Origin of the sequence: Mycobacterium sp., assembly GCF_032161845.1 — a bacterium.
Lineage (GTDB): Bacteria > Actinomycetota > Actinomycetes > Mycobacteriales > Mycobacteriaceae > Mycobacterium.
This window is the reverse complement of sequence record NZ_JAVRQA010000486.1, coordinates 1-6260: the sequence shown is the minus strand read 5'-3', so window position 1 is coordinate 6260 and position 6260 is coordinate 1. Positions and strand designations below refer to the sequence as shown.

General features: G+C 65.5%; 6 protein-coding genes. All 6 read right to left on the bottom strand.

Going from position 1 to position 6260, the window contains the following annotated elements; translation table 11 throughout:
• Positions 1–230: 230 nt before the first annotated feature.
• Positions 231–980, bottom strand: coding sequence for a sialate O-acetylesterase (locus QOD90_RS26485; protein WP_526354674.1), 750 nt, complete (start codon positions 978–980; stop codon positions 231–233).
• 127 nt (positions 981–1107) lie between these two features.
• On the bottom strand, positions 1108–2187 hold the full coding sequence (locus QOD90_RS26480) for a lipase family protein (RefSeq protein WP_526354673.1): 1080 nt from the start codon (positions 2185–2187) through the stop codon (positions 1108–1110).
• Between the two features lie 211 nt (positions 2188–2398).
• Entirely contained in the window at positions 2399–3619 is a 1221-nt protein-coding gene (locus QOD90_RS26475) for a lipase family protein (protein WP_526354671.1), read from the bottom strand.
• 54 nt (positions 3620–3673) lie between these two features.
• Positions 3674–4924: an alpha/beta fold hydrolase gene (locus QOD90_RS26470; protein WP_526354669.1), complete on the bottom strand. Its 1251-nt coding sequence runs from the start codon at positions 4922–4924 to the stop codon at positions 3674–3676.
• The gene (locus QOD90_RS26465; RefSeq protein ID WP_526354667.1) at positions 4921–5589 is read right to left on the bottom strand and encodes a YveK family protein; all 669 of its coding nucleotides are present in this window, start codon (positions 5587–5589) and stop codon (positions 4921–4923) included. The genes QOD90_RS26470 and QOD90_RS26465 overlap by 4 nt, the downstream gene beginning before the upstream one ends.
• Positions 5590–6260, bottom strand: a 671-nt coding sequence (locus tag QOD90_RS26460; RefSeq protein ID WP_526354665.1) for a lipase family protein, incomplete at its 5' end; no start/stop codon positions are given.

The window sequence follows — 6260 nt, the reverse complement described above, 5'->3', positions numbered from 1 at the left end:
GTCGCGAGTCGCTGCGCGTAATCGCACCCACTCTGGAAACCCTCCGGCAGGCACAGCTTCGTTAGGCGGTTGGTGGGCGCTATTGACGCCAGGAGAACCTGCCTATTCGACTACCTGCTTCGCTACGCCGGCAATCCTCATCGGGACGCGCAACCGCCGCCTGGCGACCATTCATTGGCATCCCGCATCGTTGCGTGCGTCTTCACCTACATGCGGACCTGATTTGATTTCTAACCGCGTGGAACCCCATATCCGGCCAGTTCATCGACACACATCGCGCGATAGGCCGACCACATCGCTCGTCCGAGCGATCGTTGGCCTTCGGCACTGTAGTGGCGGTCCGTCTCGCTGTTGTACGCCTCTCGCGGACCCTCGACGAAGGCGGCGCGCGGGACACGGTTGGTCGTGTCGGCATGTATCGCGTCGATCACCGAGTAGTCCTTTTCGCTCCGCTCCATCTCCTCTGGGACCATCTGGCCCACCAGGAACGGCACATCGGCGCCGTACCGGAGCCGCAGATCCGAGATCAACGCATCCAGCCTGCCCTGGTAGGCAGGGCCCGAGGTGAGAGGAACATCGGTTTCACCTTGATGCCACAGCACGGCGACCAACCGGCTTCCCGGACACCCAGCCAGCGCCGCGTCAATGGCATGGACTGCCTTGCGATACAGGTTCACCCGGGTTTCGGTATCGGCAGAATCCCAGGTGTAGCCATTCTTTGGGGTGAACGACGTGTCCCCTCGAGCTCCAGGTATCAGAAGAACCGCTCGCCCGGTAGCCTCCGCAAGACACTTGGCGAACGTGACGCCGAAACCCACCCCCCGAGCGGGAGTTTCGTGCAGCAGCGGATCAACCGCCAGCACTGCGGCACCCTCGGATGGCCCGCACATCGCCCACTGGTGCACCAGCGGGTGCGGTTGATCCGCGCCCGCGAGATCGAGCGGCAGTCCCATGCCGAATGCATTCGACTGACCCAGCACGGCTACCACCAAATAGGGATGGCTCGGAGCAGCCACGGGCTGGCCGCGTGGCGCGCGCCTGCGTCTGACCACGCAAAAGGCCCTGCTGACGAATTGCCGCCACCGCGGACTGTCCCCGTCTGGGTTTCTACGCGCAGGCATCGACCACGGGCCTTTCAGCGAACCTGTCTGTCAGCCAGTTGAATTGGTCATCGTAGTTGATTTCACCGTGACCCTTGCTCGGTTCGAACACCACCGCCACGGTTCCGCCCAGTGAGCATGCGCGTGTGATCGCGTTGGCCGTCCACGAGGCATCGATGAATCGGTCGGCGCCGCCGTACCATACGTAGAGTGGCGCCGACAGGGCTCGCTGGGGTAATGCCCATTGGGCCAGATAGCGTCGGAGGCGTTCCGCGGCAACGGGTGTCCTAGGCGCAATGTCGTCGGGAGCCAGCGTGCTTGCCGTGCCTGCGGGGGAACCCACGTTGGCAGCGGAGCATGGCAAGTCGACGTCGGGGTTGCGCGCGCCGGTACCGCGGCGGTAGTCATCGCGATTGATGTCGGAGTGCAGTAGCGAGAGCGACTTGACGATCCCCGACAGAACGACCTTCTGTTCAGTCGTCAGGCCGCCCCGTTGCGCCTTGTCGACCAGACCGGTTACGTTGGCAATCGGCGAAACTGCGACGGCGCCAACGAGTTTCAGTTCAGGCGCGTAGGTACCGGCTTGCTCGTCGGCCGCCCACGCGGCGCCACCCCCTTGCGATCCGCCGAATGCGCCCCACCGGTCCGACACGTACCTGAAGGTGGCCCGCAGCGCGCGAACCGCGTCGATCATGTTCAGGCCGGCGGTCCGTGAATCGGTGTACGGATGCACCCCTGGCGCGCCAAGGCCCTGATAGTCGGCCAAGGCAACCGCATAGCCCCGCAGGACCAGAGCGCCTACCGCCTCTGCATAGCCGAGCAGAGAGTCCGACGACGACGGCGCACAAGACCGGTCGATGCCGGTCGTTCCGTGGCCGAATGAGACGACCGGCCAGCCGCCGTTGGGCGGCTCACCACTGGGGACGAAGACGCTCCCGGAGACCACCGTCGGCTGCCCATCCCCGGACGTCGATCGGTAGACGACGCGCGCGGCATGCACTTGGTTCGCGAGATCAGTGGATAGACCAGGCATCGTCTTGGCGCTCAGCAACGACCCTGGGCCTGAACCGCCCAGGACGGCGCTCAAGACGGCAACGGACTCGTGGGCCGAACTTCCTGCCGGTGGTTCGTCTGCGGAGGGGCCAGAGGAAAACCACACCAACGCCACCACGAGAGCGACCACGGTCGCCGCTATCCCGGTCCATAGCACCGGCCGCCGACTCGTCCCCATCTACCGCCGCACGCCGCCTCGCCTGCGCTGCCCTCGGATCACCGACCCGCGGTCCCCCTCGAGCCTCCTACGAGCAATCATCGGTCGGGGCCTTCCCCTCGAATCGATCAGTGAGCCACTGCAATTGATCGAAATAGTTGGCCTCGCCGTGCCCTTTGTGCTCCTCGAACTGCACCGTCACCGTTCCGCCGAGTGCGCAGGCTCGCCGGATCGCGCCGGCAGTCCACGGTGCGTCGATGAAGGTGTCGGCGCCGCCGTACCACACCAGAAGCGGCGCCGACAGTCGTTGTTGGGGCAGCGCCCATTGGGCAAGGTAGTGGCGCAGCCGATTGGCCGCCTGCGGCGTGCTCGCTCCGACGTCGTGCGGCTGGATCGCGTTGACGGCCTCGGGGCGATTCTGCATCAGAGGCCCAGCACACGCCACCACGACGTCCCACTTTCGGGCGGCGGCACCGCGGCGGTAGTCGTTGCGATCGACATCCGAGTGCAGCCGGGCCAGCGACTCGATGATCGCCGACAGCGCAGCGTTCTGGTCAGTCGTCAGCGTGCCCGCCTGGGCCTTGTCCGCCAGTCCGGTGACATCGGCGGCCGGCGAAATCGCCACCGCACCAACAATTTCCAGTTCGGGTGCGTAAGTTCCCGCTTGTTCGTCGGCTGCCCATGCGGCGCCGCCGCCTTGGGACGCACCGTATGCGCCCCATCGGTTGGAAACATCCTTGAAGGTCGCACGCAGCGCTCGTACCGCGTCGATCATGTTCAGGCCGGCAATACGTGAGTCGGTGTATGGGTGCACCCCTGGCGCGCCGAGGCCCTGATAGTCGGCGAGGGCGACGGCATACCCCTGCGCGATCAGCGCGGAGACGATCTGAGCACTTCCGAGTAGTGAGTTCGACAACGACGGCGCACACGGCTCGTCGATTCCGGTCGTGGCGTGACCGTAAGCGATGACGGGCCAGCCACCCGCGGGGGGATCGCCCTTGGGAGTGAACACGCTGCCGGACACCACCGTCGGTTGCCCGTCCCCGGACGTGGACCGATAGGCCACGCGCGCGGCCTGCACCTGTCTGGCGTCGACGTCACGCATGATGCCGGGCATTGTCGTCGCGCTTACCAGCGACCCGGGACCTGAACCCGTCAAATCGGCGCCAACGATCGGAACGGATTCCCTAGCCGGGGACCCCACTTGGTCGCCGACCGGCGAAGCCAAGGAAACCCACACGATCGCCACCACCACGGCGACGACGACCGCGGCAGCCAATCCACCCCACAGCAGAGCCCGCCGCGTCATGGACACCTACCGCTCGCATCGACATTGCGGTCGCACCGTGTTGCCATGTCGTGGTCACTCACCCTCCTCGGACACCTCCGGTGGAGGGGGCGGAGCGGGTGGGGGCGCACAACTGTCGGTGGCTGGCACGTCGTTGAACCGGTCGCGAATCCACGGCAACGCCGCCGAAAGGTCAAGGTCGTCGTGGCCCTTGTCGGCCTGCCGCTGAATCTCGATGACATCGCCCATGCCGCACGCCTCAGCGAGCGCGCGGTCGGTCGACTCAACCGGGATGAACTGGTCCTTGTCGCCATAGATCACGAGCATGGGCGCCGCGGCTTCTTCGCGAGGAAGGCTCATCTTCTGAAGATAACCGCGGAGGGCTCCGGTTGCGGCCTGGCTGCTCGGCTGCAGATCGTCTTTGGCGATCTGAGCGACCGCTGCCAACCGGGCTGCCGCGCTTCGCGCGTCGCACCGCAACAGGAGGTCCCAGTTCTGCTCGACGCTCCCCCGTCGGTAGTCGTCGAGGTTGAAATCGGGGTGCTCGTTGGCGAGCGCGGCGAGAGTCATCTGATACGCCGACTCCTGTTCCTTCGTCAGTTCGCCCGATTGGGCGAGATCGGCGAGGAAGGTGAGGTTCGCGGGGGGAGCCAGACTGACTGAGCCAAGGAGCGACAACCCGTTGCCGTACGTAGTGGCCATTTCGTTGGCTGCCCAAGCCGCTTGCGCACCTTGTGAGACCCCTACTGCGACCCACCGGTCGGAAGTGTCAGGCACTAATTTGCGCGCCGCGCGAACCGAATCGATCAGATTGTTCCCGGCCGTGGTCGGCTCGAGGTACGGATGGTAGACCTCTTCACTGCCGAGGCCCTGGTAATCCGGTACCGTCACCACGTACCCGGCCTGGACTAGCAAGATCACTACCGGCGCGAGACCCAGCAGTGAGGGCGAAAGTGATGGCCCACAGTCTGTTTGGATCCCAGAGGTGGCGTGCCCCAGCGCGACGACTGGCCATCCTCCCTCAGGAGCCGTGCCCTTGGGTGCGAAAACCGTTCCCGAGACCCGTGTTTCGGAGTTCGTGATGGCCGACGTCGACGTGTACTCCGTTCGGCTCGCGATCGAAGTCAGCTGCCGCAGTCGCCTGTCGATGGTGGGTAATGACCGCGCATCGAGCAACGTGCCGGGACCCGTGCCGCTGAAGTCCCCGTGCAATGCGACGCCGGTTTCCGCCTGCGGCATCGGTTCCGCGGCGTCGCCGTTTCCGCATGCCGTCGCGATCAACGCAATGGACGTCGTCAGGCAGATCAGCGCAAGTCGTCTGCTCATGCGTTCCTTCCAATGGCCCTCTCGTCGACGATGCGGGCGACCTGTTCCGTGGTCAGCACCGAATCTCGCCAACGACCGAGGGCGATGACCAACAGCAGGCTCAGGGCCAGGCCGAGGGCCCCGCCCAACTGCAAATACAACTTGAGCGACGCGCGGCCGTCCAGCGCGTCGGAAGGCGAGTCAACCAGGATCACGTCGGTGCCGCCCTTGTCTAGATCAGACATTTCCTTGGAAAGCGCAATCAGGTTGTACGTGACGCTGATGGCTGTGTCGCGGGCGAGCTCGGGGCTGTCGCCCGTGACGTTGATCTCGACGAGAGTGTCGTGGACAACGGGTTTGATCCGCTTGATCAGCTGTGCGGGTGTCTGATCGAGACCCAACTGATCGATGCTGCGCTTGGCGACTTGCGGATTCAGCGCGAGTTGCTGGATCGAGAGCGCGCGGCCGGCGGCGGCGAGGTGACCGTTGTAGGCATCGAATACCTCGGCACTTCCCGGCGCCACGACGAACACCCGGCTCGTCGCCACGTACACGGGATTCGTGGTCCGGTGAGCCAGCCACCCGGCACCTATCGAAAGTGCTGTGGCGCAGACGATCACGATCCAGTACCTGGCCAGGATGCGAAGGTAGTCGCGGACACGCGGAACTGGACTTGGCGGCTTCATCTACACACCGACGCAGACGTTCGTCGCACGTTGACCACCGAAACGGCCCTGGACCCAGGCCACCGAGTCGTACAGCACGATTTCACTGAGCGCGCTCAGGTCGCCGATCTTCCTGATTTCGATGGGATCGCCTCGCTCGCAGGCAGTCTGCACCGCCTGGGCGATCCAGCCGGGCAGCACGACCGGATCGAGGGTCGCGTAGACCACCAGCATCGGCGCCGACAATCTCAAGGGCCCGGGCAACGCCAAGCCCTGCAGATCGCGGCGCAGTTCATCGGCCGCGGCGGGGGTCTTCGGCGTCAAGTCGGCCGGCTGGAGCCCGGCAGCCGCCGCAGCACTCTGCGCGGGATCCACCACCGCCGCGCACTGGGTCAGGTAACCGAAGTTGTCCTTCGCGGCATCGGAGAAGTACTCGTTGAAATCGAGCTTGTAGACCGGCGAGAGCGCAAGGCTCGCCACCACCAACATCTGCAGCCGGTATTGCGCCGACGTCAACGCGCCATTCTCGGCGGCATCGGCAAGTCCGGTCACATCGGCGAGCGGGGAGACCGCGACCGTACCCACCAAGTCGAGCCCGGTCCCATACGTCCCCGCCTGCGCGTTCGCGGCCCAAGCCGCGGCGCCACCCTGTCCGAGCCCGAACGCGGCCCAGCGGTCACTCGCCGTCGGGA